16 protein-coding genes and 1 pseudogene are annotated in these 16761 nt (G+C 69.1%); all 17 read left to right on the top strand.

The window, feature by feature from the left end; translation table 11 throughout:
• The first annotated feature begins 31 nt into the window (after positions 1–31).
• On the top strand, positions 32–4297 hold the full coding sequence (locus ACFU95_RS40920) for a phage tail tape measure protein (protein WP_383839507.1): 4266 nt from the start codon (positions 32–34) through the stop codon (positions 4295–4297).
• On the top strand, positions 4297–5229 hold the full coding sequence (locus tag ACFU95_RS40915) for a hypothetical protein (protein ID WP_383839504.1): 933 nt from the start codon (positions 4297–4299) through the stop codon (positions 5227–5229). Before ACFU95_RS40920 ends, ACFU95_RS40915 begins: the two co-directional genes overlap by 1 nt.
• A gap of 13 nt (positions 5230–5242) precedes the next feature.
• On the top strand, positions 5243–6169 hold the full coding sequence (locus ACFU95_RS40910; RefSeq protein WP_383839501.1) for a hypothetical protein: 927 nt from the start codon (positions 5243–5245) through the stop codon (positions 6167–6169).
• Positions 6169–7275 carry a hypothetical protein gene (locus tag ACFU95_RS40905; protein ID WP_383839498.1) on the top strand — a complete coding sequence of 369 codons (1107 nt, stop codon included), beginning with the start codon at positions 6169–6171 and terminating at the stop codon, positions 7273–7275. The genes ACFU95_RS40910 and ACFU95_RS40905 overlap by 1 nt, the downstream gene beginning before the upstream one ends.
• Positions 7276–7707 carry a hypothetical protein gene (locus ACFU95_RS40900; RefSeq protein ID WP_383839495.1) on the top strand — a complete coding sequence of 144 codons (432 nt, stop codon included), beginning with the start codon at positions 7276–7278 and terminating at the stop codon, positions 7705–7707. It abuts the gene before it with no gap.
• Positions 7708–7872: 165 nt separating this feature from the next.
• A pseudogene (locus ACFU95_RS40895) lies at positions 7873–8787 on the top strand (peptidoglycan-binding protein); the annotation flags it as partial.
• A 324-nt stretch (positions 8788–9111) separates the two neighbouring features.
• Complete coding sequence (locus tag ACFU95_RS40890) at positions 9112–9357, top strand: hypothetical protein (protein WP_383839493.1); 246 nt, start codon at positions 9112–9114, stop codon at positions 9355–9357.
• Positions 9358–9631: 274 nt separating this feature from the next.
• Complete coding sequence (locus tag ACFU95_RS40885; RefSeq protein WP_383839490.1) at positions 9632–10201, top strand: hypothetical protein; 570 nt, start codon at positions 9632–9634, stop codon at positions 10199–10201.
• Between the two features lie 90 nt (positions 10202–10291).
• Positions 10292–10492 (top strand): hypothetical protein, encoded by a 201-nt coding sequence (locus tag ACFU95_RS40880; protein WP_383839487.1) that lies wholly within the window; start codon positions 10292–10294, stop codon positions 10490–10492.
• Positions 10493–10589: 97 nt separating this feature from the next.
• Positions 10590–10934 carry a hypothetical protein gene (locus ACFU95_RS40875; RefSeq protein ID WP_383839484.1) on the top strand — a complete coding sequence of 115 codons (345 nt, stop codon included), beginning with the start codon at positions 10590–10592 and terminating at the stop codon, positions 10932–10934.
• Between the two features lie 15 nt (positions 10935–10949).
• Positions 10950–11933 (top strand): recombinase RecT, encoded by a 984-nt coding sequence (locus tag ACFU95_RS40870; RefSeq protein ID WP_383839481.1) that lies wholly within the window; start codon positions 10950–10952, stop codon positions 11931–11933.
• 74 nt (positions 11934–12007) lie between these two features.
• Positions 12008–13141: a PD-(D/E)XK nuclease family protein gene (locus ACFU95_RS40865; protein ID WP_383839477.1), complete on the top strand. Its 1134-nt coding sequence runs from the start codon at positions 12008–12010 to the stop codon at positions 13139–13141.
• Positions 13142–13230: 89 nt separating this feature from the next.
• The gene (locus ACFU95_RS40860) at positions 13231–14133 is read left to right on the top strand and encodes a helix-turn-helix domain-containing protein (protein ID WP_383839473.1); all 903 of its coding nucleotides are present in this window, start codon (positions 13231–13233) and stop codon (positions 14131–14133) included.
• A gap of 99 nt (positions 14134–14232) precedes the next feature.
• Complete coding sequence (locus ACFU95_RS40855; RefSeq protein ID WP_383839471.1) at positions 14233–14520, top strand: hypothetical protein; 288 nt, start codon at positions 14233–14235, stop codon at positions 14518–14520.
• An 87-nt stretch (positions 14521–14607) separates the two neighbouring features.
• The gene (locus ACFU95_RS40850) at positions 14608–15234 is read left to right on the top strand and encodes a hypothetical protein (RefSeq protein ID WP_383839468.1); all 627 of its coding nucleotides are present in this window, start codon (positions 14608–14610) and stop codon (positions 15232–15234) included.
• A complete protein-coding gene (locus tag ACFU95_RS40845; RefSeq protein ID WP_383839465.1) occupies positions 15234–15626 on the top strand; it encodes a hypothetical protein in 393 nt (130 codons plus the stop codon). Before ACFU95_RS40850 ends, ACFU95_RS40845 begins: the two co-directional genes overlap by 1 nt.
• A 181-nt stretch (positions 15627–15807) precedes the next feature.
• On the top strand, positions 15808–16761 hold a 954-nt coding region (locus ACFU95_RS40840; RefSeq protein ID WP_383839462.1), incomplete at its 3' end, for a DNA cytosine methyltransferase.

The following is a 16761-nucleotide window of genomic DNA, read 5'->3' as shown; positions in this document are numbered from 1 at the left end:
TCCCGCACGACGATGAAGGAGGCCTGCTGCGGTGGCCGGGTTCACCCTGACCGTGGCGATGCGCGCCGAGGTCCGCGACCTGATCGCGGGAACTCGTGCTGCCTCCGGTCAGATGCGGACCCTCGCCGACCGCACCGACGCCGCCAACCGCTCCCTCGCCCGCCTGGACGTGAACGGCGCCCGTCTGGCAGGTCAGTTCGCCGCGCTCAACCGCTCCTCCCGCTCAGCCGTCGCCGAACTGAACCGGATCGCCGCCCGTGCCTCCGCCGCCCGCGCCAGCCTCCGGGTGGCCGGGGACGACGGGGCCCGCTCCATGTCCCGCCTCCAGCGCACGATGGCAGGCGCGGGCAGGAGCGGTATCTCCACCACCAACCTCCTCGCGGGCGGCAGCCTGCTGCTCGGCGCGGGCGAGATGGTCGAGGAGGGCAACCGCTACCAGCGGCAGATGAACCTCTTCCGCGCGGTCACCTCCGCTACGGCCGCGCAGATGCAGCGCGCCGGCGTGGTCGCGCAGGAACTCGGCAACGACCTGAGCCTGCCGGGCTCGACCGCGGCCGACGCGGCCGAGGGCATGGTCGAATTGAGCAAGGCGGGCTTCCGGGCCGATCAGTCGATCGACGCTGTCCGTGCCTCGCTCCAGCTCGCGGCAGCAGCTGACGTCAACGCTGCCACGTCGGCCAAGTACCTGGGCGACATCATGGACCAGTACGGCCTCGGCGCCGATCAGGCGGCCAAGGCGTCGGACACACTGGCGGCCACGGCGAACAACGCCTCCGGCTCGATCACCGACATCTACTACTCGATGCGGTACGCCGGTCCGGTCGCCAACGCCCTCGGCGTCTCGCTGCAGGACACCGCGGCCGCCGTCGGCATGCTCGGCAAGGCGGGCATCCTCGGGCAGACGGCGGGCACCTCGCTCAGGGGGATCTTCGCCAACCTCGCAGCGCCGACGCCGAAGATGCGCGGCGCGCTCAAGGACCTGGGTATCGAAGCGTGGGATGCCGAGGGACGCTTCCGTGGACTTCGCGTCGTCATTGATGGCCTGTCCAAGGCCGAACACGACCTCTCCCAACGGGACTTCGCGGCAGGAGTGACCCAGGCCTTCGGGAAGCCCGCACTGAGCGGGGCGGTCGCGCTCGCGCACCAGGGTACCGAGTCCTTCGACGACCTGTCGCTGGCCGTACGGCAGACCGGTGCCGCGGCGTCCATCACGGCATCGCGCGGCCAGGGCCTGGCCGGCGCGATGGTGCAGCTGCGCACCCAGGCCCGGCAAAGCGGGCTCGCGCTCTACGACGGCATGGCCCCCGGCCTCGAATACGTCACCCGTCTGCTGACGCGCGGGTTGGCGGGAGCGACGCCGTACCTGACGACCGCACTGGAGTACGGCCGCAACCTCGCCGTCCTGTACGGCCCCGATCTCAAGGCCAAGACCCAGGACGGGCTTGGCGGCCTGATCGATGAGGCGAAACGCTTCGTCGGCCCGCTCAAGGAACTCGGCGAAGACGCTCTTGCCACCGGCCTGAACTTGCTGATCAACGCCGCCCGGACTCTGGGCGAAGTTCTGGGCAACGCGGCCGACGGCGCGGAGCCCATCGTGTCCGCTATCGCCGACCTGGGCGCGGAAGGCGGTGCGGCAGCCGGCACGCTCGACATCATCGCCACCGTCGCCAACGTGGCCATGGACGCGGTCTCGGGCCTGTCCCTCGTGCTCGTTCCGATCGGGCACATCGTCGGCGGCCTCGTCAGCGCCTTCGGTGCGCTGCCCGCCCCGATCCAGTCAGCTGCCCTGGCCATGCTGCTGTTCCGCCGCGTCCAGCCGACGCTGACCAACATCGCCAGCACGGTCAACGGGCCGGTGCGCACCGGCTTCCAGAGCTTCTCCCAGCAGATGCGAGTCCAGCAGGCTCTCGCTGCCTCGGCCGGGGTTGCGGTGTCGCGGTACGGAGCCGCCTGGGCCGTGGTGCAGGCGCGCGTCGGGTTCCTCGGCACCATGACCTCGGCGTTCCGCAGCGCGAACGGCGCCGGAACGACGTTCATGGGCACCCTGAACGGCATCGGCCGCGCCGCCGGTTCGGGTCTTCGATCCTCCCTCGGCGGCATCACCAGCGCGCTCGGCGGCCCGTTCGGGATCGCCATGGCCGGCGTGGCTGTCGGCCTCGGCCTGCTCGCCGCCCGCCAGCAGAAGGCAGCACAAGCCGCGGCCGAGCACCAGCAGCGCATCTCCTCGCTGACGTCGGCCCTGCGCGAGTCCGGCGGGCAGATCGACAGCAACGTGCGCCAGCAGGCCGCCCAGATCCTGCTGGACACCAAGACCAGCCAGGGCCAGCTCACCAAGGTCATGGACCAGGCCGGCGTGCCCCTCGCCACCTTGACGGACGCCTACCTCGGGCAGGGCACCTCGCTGGAGGCGCTGCAGAAGCAGCTGATGGCCACTGCCAACTCCCACCGCGCCTACCGGGACATAGCGGGCGGCAAAGCATCCGTCCTCGACTACACCGACGTCGGACAGCAGTACAAGGACGCCGCTGACGCCCTCGGCAACGTCAAGGGCGAGATGGCCGAGTCGATCAAGAACGCGCGGGACCTGGCCGCGGCGACCAAGGGCGCCGGGGACGGCACCTCCGCCTACGACCGGCTCAAGGCCGCCGTCGGCGGCCTGGCCGACGAGACCGCGGATGCCGACAGCCGCACGCGCGCCCTCAAGAGCGCCCTAGACCTGCTATCCGGCGGTCAGATCTCCCTCCAGGCCGCGCAGGCGAAGGTCAACTCCGCCGTGCTCGACCTCCAAGACGGTGGCCGCAACGTCAACCGCGACCAGGGATACGGCGGCCGCCAGCTCGTCAACGAGGACAAGACCCTCAACACCACCACGAGGAACGGGCAGCAGCTCTACACCCAGCTCACCGCCCTGTCTGATGCAGCGGCCGACGCCTCCGTGGCGACCTACGACCTGGCCCTGCGCAACGGCGAGGAGCTGCCCGCAGCCCTGGCCAAGGCCCGCGGGGAGATGAGCCGGGCGCGCGCCGAGGCGATCAAGGCGGCCCAGGGCTACGGACTGACCCGTACCCAGGCCCGGGCCGTTGCCGACAGCCTGGGCCTGCTGCCGTCGAAGGTCTCCTTGCTGCTCCAGACCAAGGGCATGGACAGCACACTGGCGAACCTGATCGCGGTCCAAGCGGAGTTCCAGCGGCTGCCGAACACCAAGACGATCAAGGTCGACTCGCTGAGTGACGGCGCACAAGCGAAGCTGCGCGAGCTCGGCTTCACCGTGAAGACGGTCCCCGGCACCCGCCAGATCAAGATCACCGCGCCGACCGCTGCCGCCCGCACGAGCCTCGACGGTCTGATCGACAAGCTGGGCCAGACACCGAACAGCAAGAACGTCCGCGTGTCCGCGCCGACCGCCGCAGCCATCAGGAGCCTGGAAGCGGTGCAGGCCAAGATCAGATCCACCCCGGGGGCTAAGTCCGTCGTCGTGCGCGCGCCGACGGCGCAGGCCCGGAAGGAACTTCAGGCGCTGGGCTTCAGAATCGAGAAGGTCCCCGGCTCGAAGAACGTTCGGGTGACCGTTCCGACCAGCGGCCCCCGCAAGGCGGCCGACTCCATCCAGCGGCGCATCGACGCGCTGCGCGGCAAGTCGGTGACCGTCACCACCCGCCACGTGAGCGTCTTCTCGTCCCTGGGTGACGGAGCCGAGGCCGCCGACGCCTTGCGTCAACAAGCCGAGACCCAGCGCCGACTGGCCAACAGGCAGGCCGACGGCGGCGTCGTCGACTACTTCGCTGACGGCGGGATCAGCGGCGCCAGCCGCCGTGAGCAGCACGTCGCACAGATCGCTCCGGCCGGAAGCTGGCGCATCTGGGCAGAGCCCGAGACCGGCGGCGAGGCATACGTACCGCTGGCGTCCTCGAAGCGCGAGCGCAGCAAGAGCGTCGTGGAGGAAGTCGTCGGCCGCTTCGGCGGGCAGGTTGAGTGGTTCGCCGACGGCGGAGTACGAGGCCGCAGCGGCCGCGACTACAGCCCGGTCCTGGCCAGCTCCTTCCAACGGGCCCGCAGCGCGGACGTCATGGCCGGGGTGGTGCGCGCCTTCGACATCCGCACCGGCAGCGACCGCGGCCGCACCCGTGTGGTCGACGCCCGCGCCGGCGGGCGCGTCCAGGTCGTCGTCGTACGCGAGCAGCAGCCGCTGATCGGCACCATGCCGGTCACGGTCACCGACAGCTCCGCCACACCAGAGCAGATCGGCAACGAAATGATGCGCAACCTGCGCAACGCGCAGCGTGGCGGGAGGGTCTGATGAACACACCAATCAAGCAGCCCCCAATCGAACTCGCTCCCTGGCAGTACGAGATGGGCGGCCTCGTCTTCGGCCACGGCACCAACATCCCGGTCGGGAACATCGAAGGACTCGGCTCTCCCGCCACCCGCCCACAGGATGTGGATAATCCGACCGGGGACGGCACGTTCCCCGGCCAGGACTTCTACGGTCCCCGCACCCTTCGGTTCGAGGCCGGCATCAAGACCCCCGGCGACCCGGCCAAGGCCGCCGACCTCCTCGCCCGCCTGGAACTGGCCCTCGACGACCCAGCCGCCCGTGCCAGGGCGGAGGGCCGCCACGTGCTGCGCGGACGCTGGCCAGGCCACCGCACCCGCCGCATGTATGGGCGCATGCGGCGTGCGGAGGCGACCAGCACCGTGACGGCGATCAACGGATGGATACCGCTCGACCTCGAATTCGTCGGCACGGACCCGCGCTGGTACGACGACGAGCTCTCGCGTCTGCTGTTGAGCCTCGACCAGGCGCCGAAGCACACAACCCCGGACCGCACCGTGGACCAGACACTGGGCGCTCCCGAAGCCTGCGTCCACGTGGACCGGAACGAGCGTCCAGGGTGGATCGTCAACCACGGCAACGTGGCGACCTGGCCCAGCATCCGTATCTATGGCCCGGTCACGAACCCGCGCATCTGGAACACGGTCACCGGCCGTGTCCTGGAACTGCGGCTGGCGCTGCGTGCTGGGGAGTGGGTGGAGATGGAGACCCGGCCACTCACGCGCTGGGCCCTGCGCAACGGCAAGGTCAACGTTGCGAACGACCTCACCCCGCCCTCACGCCTCGACCAGTTCGCCATCCCGCGGGGCCGCTCCGAGATCGGCTGGAGCGGTGACGATCCCACCGGCACCGCGCGCCTCGAGGTGTCGTGGCGGTCGGCGTACACGGCCCTGTGAACGGAGAACACCAGTGACGCTTGTCCAGCCCCCGATGATGGTGAACGGTGGGGACCACTCCGCCCGCGCGATGCGCCTGATGATCCGCGACCTGACACGCGGCCGCCAGGGCATCGCCGAAGCTGGTGACCTCAAGGTCCGCCCCCTGGAGACCCCCGGCCCCGGGGTCCGCGTCGGCGATGGCTCCGCCCTGATCCATGGTGTGCGCCCCTGGCAGGGCGCCTATACCCAGACCAACATCGGCGACGCGGCCGTCGATGTCCCGCCGACCGGCCCGTTCGCCCGCACTGACCTGCTGGTCCTGCGCGTCGAGGACCCCGAGTACGAGGGCGAACGCGATCCCCGCCGGGAGGACATCGGGTACTTCCACCTCGTGCAGGGAGTGGATCAGGACTCCACCGGGCTACGGGAGATGACCGCCATACCCCTGGCACGTATCACCCTGCCCCGCAACACCGCCACGGTCACCGCCGACATGATCACCGACTTGCGGCGGCTCGCCAACCCGCGCACCGAGCGGACCCTGAACACCGTGCACCCGACCGCCACAGAGAAGGTGCCCGCCCCGCACGGCCAGTGGGCGAACTGGCCCAACGAAGCCACCTGGAACGTGGACATCCCAGCATGGGCAACGAAGGCCACCATCGCGGTCACCCTCTCCGGGCTGCGCGCCGAGGCCGGGAGTATCTACGCCGAGCTGCGCACCCGCCTCGGCGAGCACAACGCCCCGGCGACCGTGGTCGACGACGACGGCACGACCACCCGCCGGGCCGGCCTGGTGCTTGCCGACACCTTCACCCTGCCTCCGGGGTACCGGGGCACCCGCCAGCGTCTGGCCGTGCAGATCAACCAGGTCGACAAGTACGGCGATGGCGACCTGTCCGTGGCCAAGGGCACCACAGTGACCTGCGACATCGCGTTCACGGAAAGCCCGGTGTGATGCCTGACTACCGCTACATCCTCGCCCGCGCCGCCACAGGCGAGGTCCTGCACTGGAACCTGCCGCTGACAGAAGTCGAGTTCGGGCCGGAGAAGTCCGGGCCGGGCTCGCTCAGCGCCGCCCTGCACCCCACCTTCGGCCGCAGGCTGAGCAACATGCTGGACGACGCCGGCGACACGGTGATCCTCGTCGAACGGAACTCACGACTGTTGTGGGGCGGGCTGCTGTGGCGGGCGCAACCCGAGGGTCCCAAACTCCCCGTCGAGGCAGCCGGATTCACGAGCTACCTGCATCGTCGCTTCGACCTGCACGGCAACCTCGACGGGCGCGGCCCCTACATCGGGGCCGACCCATGCCAGGTCATCCGCGATGTGTGGGCATACGCCCAAGAGCAGCCGGACGGCGACCTCGAAGTCGTGGTGGACGACACGAAGTCGACGGCGACGACGGGCACAGCGAAGGATCCCTACACCACCTCCAAGTCCGACCCCCGCAACCTGGGAGAGATCGTGGACGAGATGGCCGACATCGATGACGGCCTCGAATGGACCGAGACCGTCACCTGGGCCGGACGCCGCGCCCTGCGGCGCATCGTGCTGGGTGCGCCCCGGCTCGGCCGACGCCGCGAGGAGTTGACGTTCACCACCGGCGCCAACGTGGTCGGCACGCCCCAGGTCATCAAGGACGCCGACTCCTACGCCCAGTGGGTCATCGGCCTCGGCGCGGGCGAGGGCACGAAGCGCAAGGTCGTGGTCGACGGCGTACGCAACGGGCGGCTGCGCCTGGAGCACAAGCTGGAGACCAGCGAGAAGGACGAGACCAAGCTCAGGCAGCGCGCCCGCCGCGAGCGGCTGGCCCGGCAGATCCTGCCGACGCTCACCGAGCTGGAGATCACCGACCACCCCGCGGCCCCCATCGAGGCCCTGCGCGTCGGAGACGACGTACGCATCCAGCTGTACGAGCCGCACACCAGGTACGACGGATGGAACCGCATCGTCGGCTGGACCGTACGCCCTGGTGAAGGGGAGAACCCTGAACGGGCGACGCTGAAGCTGGAGCGCACGGTCAAGCCGGAGGAGAACGGCGACGCGGCGGAGGCGCAGTAGATGCCGGACACGATCGCCGAACTCGCTCGTCGCATGGCCGCTCTGGAACGGCGCGTCACCGTTTTGGAGCGAGCCCGGCGCGCACCGTACCCGCCCTGGCGCAACCTGCCGCTCACTGGAGACACGGCGCTGCCGGACACCGCACAGCCGCCTCAGATACGTGCCACCCCATGGAACACACTGGAGTTCAGCGGCCGGATCGGCTTGCCCAGTGGCCGGGCTGTGGACGAAGCCGTCGTCGCTCTGCTGCCGGAGGGATTCTGGCCTGCCGTACCTCGCACGGTCCCCGTCGCCTCCGATGCCGTACGCCGTGAACTTCACCTCGACATCGATCCCCAGGGCCGCGTGACCCTGCGCGTCCAGGACGGCAGCAGTGTGAAAGCCACCTGGCTCAGCCTCGACAGCGCCTCCTGCCGCAGCGACGACGAGTAGAGGCCTGCTCACCTGCCTGCCGCGGCGAGCAGGTCGATGCCGCTGGATAGCATGACAACCGGGTGACCCTCCACCCACGCTTCGCAGCCAACTCCCGAGGGACCGGCTCGCATCAGCAGAGCCCGGCCGACTGCCATACGGCGCAGGGGAGAAGGCGAAGCGAGCGTGGCAACTCCGTTGAGTGCCAACAGGTTTCTGTCCGTGCTCAAGCACGCAGGCCTGGGCGTCGTCGAGCACGGCAAGTGGCGCACCCACAACCGCAATACCCACGGCAACTGGGGCCCCGTGAACGGGGTCATGATCCACCACACCGGCCCCTACTCGTCCGAGGCCGACATGGTGGAACTGTGCCGTGTCGGCTATCAGGATCTGCCCGGCCCGCTGTGCCATGGCGTGATCGACCGGTCCGGGACGATCCACCTGGTCGGCTACGGCCGCACCAACCACGCCGGCATGGGCGACACCGACGTCCTGCTCGCGGTCATCGCGCAGAAGCCGAACCTGCCGCGCGACAACGAGGCCGACACTGACGGCAACCGGCACTTCTACGGCTTCGAATGCATCAACACCGGTGGCCAGTCCTGGCCCTCCGCGCAGCTGGACGCGATGGCGCGCGCCGCCGCGGCTGTGTGCCGCGCCCACGGCTGGAACGAGCACAGCGTCATCGGCCACAAGGAGTGGAAGCCGGGTAAGCCGGACCCCGGCGGTATCGACATGGACGACTTCCGTGCTCGCGTCGCACGCCATCTCGGGGTCCCCGACGGGACACCGGACAAGCCGAAACCCACCCCCAACCCGAAGCCGTCCCCCAAGCCCAAGCCGAAGCCAGTCCCAAGGTACGCGGCATACCCCGGCAAGGGCTTCTTCCGCGAGGGCCGGTCGTCACCGGTGATCGAGGCCATGGCGCAGCGGCTGATCGCGGAGGGCTGCGACTCCTACGACACCCCGACCGGCCCTGTCTGGAACGACGCGCACCGCCGTTCGTACGCCGCCTGGCAGATCAAGCATGGTCACCACGGTGCCGCCGCAGACGGCATCCCCGGGCCAGATACGTGGGCGGCGCTGCGCGTGCCGCGCTCAGCCGGCCCGGTCGACCCGACGCCCCCCACCCCGGGACAGGAGAACGCCTCCATGCCGCAGGCCCTCGCCGACATCGCGGAGCGGACCATCGCCACCTATGCCCAGTCGGTCCTGGGCCTGATGGCCGCCTCCAGCACCACCGACCTGGTGTCGCTCTCCGCGTGGCAGGCCGCCGCCGTGGCGGCGCTTCCCGCAGGTCTATCGGCGCTGAAGTCCTCGCTCGGCACCGTCCTCGGACGCGCCGGCACCGCGTCCTGGCTGCCGCGCAAGCACGACCCGGCCACCCCCTCGTACTGAGCCGAAGCCGGAGACAAGGAGGCATCCGTGCCTGAGGGAGAGATCGCGCTGGCCCTCGCCGAGCTGCGCAGCGCCCTGGAAGTCGGCCTTGCCCGCATCGACGGGCAGCTGGCACTGCTCGTGCAGCGCAGCGACCAGACGGATAAGGCCGTCGAGGACTTGGAGCAGCGGGTTGCCTCCCTAGAGAAGGGGAGGTGGCCGCTGCCGACCATCGCCGTCCTGACGTCGGTGACGGCGGTGGCGCTGACGGTACTCAGCGTGGTCCGGGGCTGAGTTAGCGGCACCCTCGTCGGGGCGGCGGTGTCAGACACCGTCCCCAGCCTCGGACACATCGTTCGCCTCTCCGTTGAACGTGCCGTACCTACCGGCGCGGCGAAGCCCGCGTAGATGGGGAACCGGGCAAAGAGATGACCCCCGCCGGAGCGGGGGCCAGGGTCCTCTTGGAAAGACCGCTGCCTACGATAACAGCGCCGCCGGGGTGGCCAGCGGTGCAGTGTGGCTACGCTCCGGCGAAGACGAGTGCAAGAAATCAGCGGAGGACAGGGCGATGTATCGGCGGAAGCCATATCTGGTGGGTCACCAGGAGTTCGCTGCCCTGTATGGGGTCGAGTCGCAGATGGTGTCGCAGTGGCTGCATCCCAGCCGCGGTGTCCTGGACCCGGCGACCGCCATCGTCGTCTCGGGCGTGCGCTACTGGCCGCTGGGCTTCGCGTGCCGCTTCGGGCGCACGACGCCCCGGCCGAAGTTGCTGGACGTCCGCTACAGGGAACGGCTCATTCAGGAACAGGGCGAGGGCTGGGAAGCCGACTCCCGGGACCAACTGCCCCCAATCGTTGGCCAGCAGGAGATCATCGAACTGTTCCACCTGCCGTCCCAAGGCACCCTGGCGACACGTGTCTCCGCGGGCAACTTCCCAGAAGAGGACTGGCTGTTGTCCGGGTCGATGCTGTGGCTGCTGGATTCCGTACTCGGTGCGGTGCCCGAACTGCGGGCCAGAGCGCGCAGCCTGGCCTGGGAGGTCGACGACCAGGTAGCCACTGCTCTGCGCGAGGGCACCTATGACGGGCCGGGCTCGACGGTCCTCACGCGGGGACGGTACGCACGAAAGGCCACCTGACCTGCGCAAATACTGTACTTAGCATGCAATTGCGAATAAGATATATACATATCCCCTAATTGAAGGGGCCCTTTCGCAAAGGAGGCGCGCATGCAGCTTGTACATACACCCGCCGGCGACGTCATCACCGTCATGGAAGTGCCGGAAATCCTCATCCTCGAAGTCGCTCTGTCGCGACACGCACTGGCGAATCCGGACTCCCGCATCTCCCTGCGCATGCTCGCGGAAGTCTCCCGTGTGAACGAGGAGCGGGAGGCTCGCATAGAGGACGCCGCCGAGGCGCGACGGTAACCCCGAGGCGACCCGCCGCCACAACTGGGCTTGATCGCGCGCCCACTTACCCCTAAAGATAGGTGACACGTTTCGAGTCGTTCTTGAGGTGGTGGGCATGGAGAGCGTCCAGGACGAGATACCTGGCCTGGTGATCCACACAGTTCGGCAGCCCGACGGCCAGGCAGCCACGATCCAGGCGCAGTTCGAGGCTTTTCACCGACTCAACCCCTGGGTGCTGCGCGCGCTGGAGAGCCTGACGGCCAACTACCTCAAGCGCGGCGCCACCCGCGTGGGCATCGGGATGCTCTTCGAGGTTCTGCGCTGGCGTTACACCACGGCCACCGAAGGCGACGAGTTCCGCCTCAACAACAACTTCCGCAGCCGGTACGTCCGGCTCCTGATCGAGCGCCACCCCGAGTGGGCTGGTGCCTTTGAGGTCCGCAGTCTGCGGACCGACTGACCTCTTGGAGAGATCGTGACCGATGAACCATCAGCCGAGCCCGCCGCTTTGGAGGGCATGGTCGTCGAAACAGCCCAGGCGGCCAGGCAGGCCGTCCCGGCGAGCGCCATCGTCCTGCGCGCCGACCAGGACGAGTTCGACCACAAGCAGCTCTCGACGCTTGCCCTGATCAGCCCCGGTCTGGCCGGCGCCCCGCGCGGCCATCTGGCCATGTTCTTCCACTACTGCGTCCGCACCGGCCTCGATCCGTTCGCGCGGCAGATCTACATGATCGGCCGCACCAACTGGAAGGCCGCCGACAACCCCGACGAGCCCGAGAAGACGTGGACCATCCAGACCGGCATCGACGGCTTCCGCACCGTTGCCCACCGGGCGGCGGCGAAGGCCGGGGAGTCCATCTCCTACGAGGACACCGTCTACTACGACTCCGAGGGCAACGCACACGACGTCTGGCTGTCGAAGGCATTCCCGACCGCGATCAAGGTCACGGTCCTGCGCGGCGACAGCCGGTTCCCCATGATCGCCCGCTGGGACGAGTTCGCCCCGACGTACTACGACCGCAAGCAGAGCGCGTACGTCGTTGCGAAGATGTGGCAGCAGATGCCCGCCCACATGCTCCGCAAGTGCGCCGAGGCCGGCTCGCTGCGCATGGCCGCGCCGCAGGACCTGTCCGGCGTCTACGCGGACGAGGAGATGGAGCGGGTGGACGCTGAAGGCGTCGTGCGTGAGGCGGAGGAAGCGACCCGGCGCCTGCGTGCGGCAGCCGGGCTCGAAGCGGGCAATGACTCAGGCGACAGCGCGGAGTTCGGCGGCGAGCCCACAGCCAGCGACCAGGGCACGAGTGCGGCGAAGGCCGCACCGAGGAAACGGGCACGTGCCGCGAAGAAGGAGGCCCCGGCACGGGAACAGGCCCCCGGGACCGGCTCAGAGGATGCGCCGGCCGCAGCAAAGCGCACGCCGCGCAAGCGGGCCACCGCACCCCGCCGCGCCGCCTCCTGACTCCTGCCGCACCATGCCGCTCGCGAGTCGGTGGGCGGCACCCCCTCAGCCTCTTGGAGACCATCGTGACGACCATGGCCATCGCGCCTGGGCGGCCCGTCAGCCTGTGGCCTGCCGCTCACGCGGCGGACGCGCGCCGTCCCCGTTCCCTGCAAACCAAGATCGGCGCGAGCGACACCGTGTGTGCTCGCCGCGCCGGATACCTTCTGCACGGCCGCACCCCCACCGACAGCGGCGAGAAGCGCAAAGCGATCCTCGGCACCTGGCTGCACGAAGGGGCGCTCGACGCAGTCCGCAACGAATACGGCTGGATCATCGAGCGCCGCGTCGAGGACGACACCATCCGAGGCCACATCGATGCCGTCCAGCTCGACGGTCACACCGCGGCCCGACTGCCGAAGCGTCTGCGCCCGAGCCTCCCGGCGGAGGAGGTGACCGTGGAGGACGTCAAGACCAAGAGCCCCTTCCAGTGGGACAGCATCCTGCGGCACGGGGCCAGCGAGGCCGAGGTGCGCCAAGTCCTGCTCTACGCAGACTTGTTGCGCACCGAAGGGTTCGCCGACATCGGCGGTCAGCGGCAGCTCGCCCGTCTCGGCCCGCTGCCCGTCGGCCGCGTCCGCTTCCGGTTCCTCAACCGCGACTCGGGCGAGGACCACGTCCAGGAGATGCCCTTCCACGCTGAGCAGGCGCGAGGAGCGCGCTGGTGGGTCGAGCAGGTGCGCGCCGCCGAGACGCCGGAGGACCTGCCACGGACCTTTCCCGGACCGGGACTGTCCGCGATCTGCGACAACTGCCCCTTCAAAACAGCCTGCTGGGGCCCGGCCGTCGCCGGTCGCCGCCCGCAGAGCATGCTCATCCACGACGACGCCGAGCGAGAGCAGGCACTGGCCGAGTACGTCGACGTTTCCGAGCAGATCAAGCCGCTCAAGGACCGCCTGAAGGTGCTGAGGGCCAGGCTCGACGGCTCCGAGGAGGGTGTCTACGGCGCCAACGAGCTGTCGTGGAGCGGGGGCAACCCGGCCAAGGTCGATGACGTGGATGCCATGGTCGCGCTCTTCAAGCAGGCCGGGCTGCGGGTACCGATGACGCTCGACACAGCTGCGATGAAGGCCCAGCTGACAGCGGCCGGTCTCCCCGTGCCCGTGCGCCTCGACCACGAGCGACGCACCGCCGTGAGCATCAACGTCACGGTACGCAAGAAACCCTGACCCGCTCCCGGCCAAGGGGCAGGACCGCCTCGGGTCCTGCCCCTGCCCGGGTGCGGCCCGAGACCGAACGGAACACGGAAGAGGTACTGGTGAGCATCCAGCTGATGGTGGTGGCGGCCTACCTGCCGAAGGAGGTGATCAACCAGACGCAGAAGCTGGTCCTGATGAAGATCGCGGACTCCGCCGACGACCAGACGCGCCTGGCCCGTCCGGGCCTTGAGCGGATGATGGCGTGGGCGGGGGTGGGCGAGAAGCGGGTCATCGTGGTTGTCACGGAGCTGGTCGGCCTTGGCCTGGTCGAGCGCGTCGAGGTCGGCCGCGTTGGGCGGCGTGCCGAGTACAGGGTGTTTCCGCACGGCGTGCCGCCCATTCCGTCGACCGAGGAACTGATCGAGCGCCGGCGTGTGGCGCGGCGCGCACCGACGAACTCCCGGCTGGCCCGGAACGTGCCGCGGCGTAAGCCGTCGGCGGCAGCCCGCACCCAGCAGGACCTTGCCGCCCGGGAGGAGACAGGAACCTCGGACGGGGCAGGGTTTCCCCCGGGAAACCCTGAAGACGGGCAAGAGAGGGTTTCGCCAGGGAAACCCAGTGGGTTTCCCCAGGGAGACCAAGAGGGTTTCGCCAGGGAAACCCCTTCTCTTCCTTCTCCTTCCTACGTCCTTCCTTACCCCCAACCCCCAGGGGTGGGCGCCGCGGGGGAGCCGGACGAGCACACCGAGGAGCAGTCACTGTCCGGCTGCCCGGTACATCCGCAGCCAGCTGCCAATTGCCGTGCGTGCCGGACCAACCCGCGGGCCCGTCGCGAGCAGGCGCGGCGCGAGGCCGCCGAAAAGGAGCGCGCCACGCAGCAGGAGTGGCTGCGGGAGTTCTTCGCCGAGCAGGAGCGGCGCGTGGCCGAGACCGACCCGCAGGCGCTGGAGATGGCCCGCAAACGGGTGCGCGAGCTCGCTCGTCTGGGCCGCGCACGACGTGCCAACTCCGGCGCCAGATAAGCCGGTTCAAGAGCGTCATCATTGACGCCCTGCGGTATGCGAATAAGATATAAATATCGGTTCGAAACCCCTTCGAACTCAAACCTCTTGGAGAAGCCCATGAATGCCACCGAAGACCGCGACCCCGCAGAGACGGCGTACTTCGTCGCGGCCGAGGTCGTCCACGGCCCGCCCGCCGATCCCGTTCTCGCCAAGACGCCGTTCTGCTCGGTCGGCTGCGCCGGAGTGGGCGTGTACCAGCTGACCCACTCGATCAGCGCCAGCGAGGAGGGCGCCGCCTTCGTCCTACGGCACCACGACCGCCCCGTCGGCTGCGTCGCCACCAGTGCGGGACGGATGTGGCTGGTGCGGACCCTCGCCTTCCATGAGCTGCCCACCTACGGCTGAACGCATGCCCAGAGATAGGTGACATTTCTGCAACCGCGGATGACCTTATGGGTGTCCGTCCCGCAATGCCCCCTCTTGGAGACCGACATGACCACTCTCGCGGCACTGCCCGAGCACACCCTTCACGCCGACCCGCTGTGGCAGCAGCTCTTCCGCAGCTACTGGCACGTCATCACACCTCTGCGCTACCTCGGCTGGATCACTGATGTCGACATCACCGAGGCGTTCCTCATCCGCGCCGACATCGGTGACGGAACGGAACTGGTCGTCGCCACCGAAGCCGGACTGCCCACCGACCCCACCGAGGTGACCGGCTGGCGCGTCATACGCCGGGACATCAACGACCCCGGACGACACACCGTCCTGTACGACTCCGTACCCGGCGGCCCTCAGCGCCACTGCCGCACCGGCCTGCTGCCGATGTTCGCGCGCATCGACGCGATGAACGCCCCCCGGCCCGCGTACCGGCTGACCACGTCGGCCACGTACTGCGCTCCGTACGGCCTCAACACCACGCAGGGCGGAGCAAGCGAGACGCCCGGGATGGCCGTCGCCCGCTACTTCGAGTGGTGCCGACACCTGTCGGACGCCGAGGGCTACCAGCGTGTCTGGGAGCGCCCGGAGCAGGACGGCTACCCGATCGCCGTGCTGGAGAAGGACGGCTACATCGCCACCGTCCGCGTCACCCGCAGCACTGAGACGGAGGGCGTGTGATGGCTCTGCACTATCTCAGCGGCGTCCAGCTCCTGCGCCTGGCCGACGAGACCAAGGCCCGCACCCTGTACGCCGACGTCATCAAGGCTCTCGAAGAGCACTGCACGGACGTCGGCGTGGACTGGTGCGGCAACGAGCTGAACATCACCATCGCGCTCACGGACGACGGCGAGCAGCTGGTAACGATCGCGGGCCGCAGGTCACTGCCCTGGCACGACGACCGCCGTGAGATCGGCGGCTGGAAGGCCGAGCACATCGACAACACGCACGGCACATCCAAGATCATCTACGACACCACGACCGGCGCGGGCGAACCGCCCGGCGACATGTCCCTCGAACCTCTCGCCGAGGAGGTCGGCGCCTACGTCAACAGCTGGCGCCATGCCCGCTGAGGAGCGCGACCGGTGATCTGGCTGCTGATCCTCCTGGTCGTCGGCCTTGCGGCGTCTATCGCCCTCGGCATCCAGGACAGCCGCCACCACCGCGAGCTCCGCGCTCCTGACCAGTCCTGACCACGGCCGCCCGGCCCTGACCACGGGCCGGGCGGCCCCTGTCCCTTGGAGAACAGCCCCGGTGCCCCGTGCCATATCCCTGCTCTGCGGAGCAGGCGGAGACCCCACCGGCCTGAGTGAGGCCGGATTCGACATCCTCCTCGGCATCAACCACTGGCAGACAGCCATCGACACCTTCGAGCACAACCACCCCGGCGCCACCGGGCGTTGCGCCGACATCCGCAACTACCCCATGCGCTGGCTGCCCAAGGCCGACATCGTGTGGGCCTCGGTCATCTGCACTGAGATCAGCCCCGCCGGCGGGAAGAAGCGGCAGCCCGACCCCGGGCAGGAAGCCCTCTTCGAAGAAGAGGAGCAGTGGCGGCAACTGCCGCCGGAAGCCTTCGAAATGACCCGGGCCACGGCCTGGTGCGTGCTGCGTGCCGCAGACGCCAAAGGCTTCCCCTGCGTCGTGGTCGAGAACGTCGTCGAGTTCGTGACCCAATGGGGCCTGTTCCCCGAGTGGATCAGAGCCATGAAGAAGCTGGGCTACCGCGTCCAGATCGTCTCGTTGTCCTCCGCGCACATCGGATCGGAGACCAACCCGTACGCGCCTCAGTGGCGTGACCGGGTCTACATCGTGTTCACGCAGAAGGGCGTGCGCCGTCCCAACCTGGCGCCGCGGCCGCTCGCGTACTGCATGGCGTGCGGCAGCGACGTGAAGGCGCGTCAGAGCTGGCGCGACCCGAAGGTCAAGGTCGGCAAGTACCGGGAGCAGTACGACTACCGGTGTCCCAGCACCAGTTGCGGGCACGCCCTGGTCGAGCCGTATGTGCGGCCCGCTTCGGACATCATCATGTGGGACGACATCGGCACCCGTATCGGTGACCGTGACAAGCCGCTCGTGGAGAACACGATGCAGCGGATCGAGGCAGGCAGGGCTGTCAACGGCCATTTGTTTGCCCCGGTGGCGGCCAGATGTTCCATGCACTCATGGCCGACTCGGCGTCCCCAGTGGCGGCCAGATATCTCCCCG

Origin of the sequence: Streptomyces sp. NPDC057623 (assembly GCF_042800355.1) — a bacterium.
Taxonomy (GTDB): domain Bacteria; phylum Actinomycetota; class Actinomycetes; order Streptomycetales; family Streptomycetaceae; genus Streptomyces.
This window is presented reverse-complemented; position numbering and strand designations above follow the sequence as displayed.

What these genes read in the sequence shown, in the direction of transcription:
- ACFU95_RS40915 (WP_383839504.1), top strand. Translation starts at nt 4,297, where the DNA reads ATGAACACACCAATCAAGCAGCCCCCAATCGAACTCGCTCCCTGGCAG.
- ACFU95_RS40905 (WP_383839498.1), top strand. Translation starts at nt 6,169, where the DNA reads ATGCCTGACTACCGCTACATCCTCGCCCGCGCCGCCACAGGCGAGGTC.
- ACFU95_RS40900 (WP_383839495.1), top strand. Translation starts at nt 7,276, where the DNA reads ATGCCGGACACGATCGCCGAACTCGCTCGTCGCATGGCCGCTCTGGAA.
- ACFU95_RS40885 (WP_383839490.1), top strand. Translation starts at nt 9,632, where the DNA reads ATGTATCGGCGGAAGCCATATCTGGTGGGTCACCAGGAGTTCGCTGCC.
- ACFU95_RS40880 (WP_383839487.1), top strand. Translation starts at nt 10,292, where the DNA reads ATGCAGCTTGTACATACACCCGCCGGCGACGTCATCACCGTCATGGAA.
- ACFU95_RS40875 (WP_383839484.1), top strand. Translation starts at nt 10,590, where the DNA reads ATGGAGAGCGTCCAGGACGAGATACCTGGCCTGGTGATCCACACAGTT.
- ACFU95_RS40865 (WP_383839477.1), top strand. Translation starts at nt 12,008, where the DNA reads ATGGCCATCGCGCCTGGGCGGCCCGTCAGCCTGTGGCCTGCCGCTCAC.
- ACFU95_RS40855 (WP_383839471.1), top strand. Translation starts at nt 14,233, where the DNA reads ATGAATGCCACCGAAGACCGCGACCCCGCAGAGACGGCGTACTTCGTC.
- ACFU95_RS40850 (WP_383839468.1), top strand. Translation starts at nt 14,608, where the DNA reads ATGACCACTCTCGCGGCACTGCCCGAGCACACCCTTCACGCCGACCCG.
- ACFU95_RS40845 (WP_383839465.1), top strand. Translation starts at nt 15,234, where the DNA reads ATGGCTCTGCACTATCTCAGCGGCGTCCAGCTCCTGCGCCTGGCCGAC.